Genomic DNA, 768 nt, shown 5'->3' on the forward strand with positions numbered 1-768 from the left:
CCCCATCCGGATCAAACAACCCCTCAACATCCCAACCACGATCGGACGGGAAGAACGAAATACCATCCCCACCCGACGCCACCAACCCCCACAGAGCCTCGGGCGAGGTCACCCCACCCGGATAACGACACCCCATCCCCACAATCGCAATCGGCTCGTGGTCCTTCGACTCAAGCTCACGCAGACGCTTGCGCGTCTGGCGAAGGTCGGCAGTGAGCCGCTTAAGGTAGTTGAGAGTCTTCTCGTCAGTGGGCACCTGCACCCAGCCCCTTTGTCGCGCCTGAGGATGCCCGCATGGGCTTCCTTAACCTTCGAGTTCTCGATCAATGATTTCGAACATCGAGTCGAACGAAGCGGAGTCGATGTCACTGTTCTCGTCGTCGATGATTTCGTCGAACTCCTCGTCGAGGCGCGCCATCATGGCCTTGACCCGCGACCGCACCTGCCTGTGCAGCTCACCGTCCTGCGCCATCGAGAACACAGCGGCTTCGAGCTTTTCCAAGTCGATCAAACGGAATTCACCTTCGCCGACCACCTGCTTGAGCTCACCACGCAGGTACTCGGCAAGATCAATAATTGTGGGGTGGTCGAAGATAAGTGTGGCGGGCAATCGCAAGGCAGTGGCGGCAATGAGCCGGTTACGCAGATCCACCGCGGTCAGTGAATCGAAACCGAGATCCTTGAACGCCCGGCTCGGGTCGATCGAACCGGGATTGGCATGGCCGAGCACCACTGCGACGGAGTTCTGCACCACCTCAAGCACCATCC

At 59.4% G+C, this 768-nt stretch carries 2 protein-coding genes; both read right to left on the reverse strand.

The genetic code is table 11. The features are described 5' to 3' along the window. Positions 1-256, reverse strand: a 256-nt coding sequence (locus tag JK363_RS44540; protein ID WP_201883497.1) for a beta-ketoacyl synthase N-terminal-like domain-containing protein, incomplete at its 3' end; no start/stop codon positions are given. Between the two features lie 48 nt (positions 257-304). Next, a partial coding sequence (locus JK363_RS41485; RefSeq protein ID WP_236076595.1) for a phosphopantetheine-binding protein occupies positions 305-768 on the reverse strand: 464 nt, incomplete at its 5' end.

This window comes from Streptomyces coffeae, assembly GCF_016741875.1.
GTDB classification, from domain to species: Bacteria; Actinomycetota; Actinomycetes; order Streptomycetales; family Streptomycetaceae; genus Streptomyces; species Streptomyces coffeae.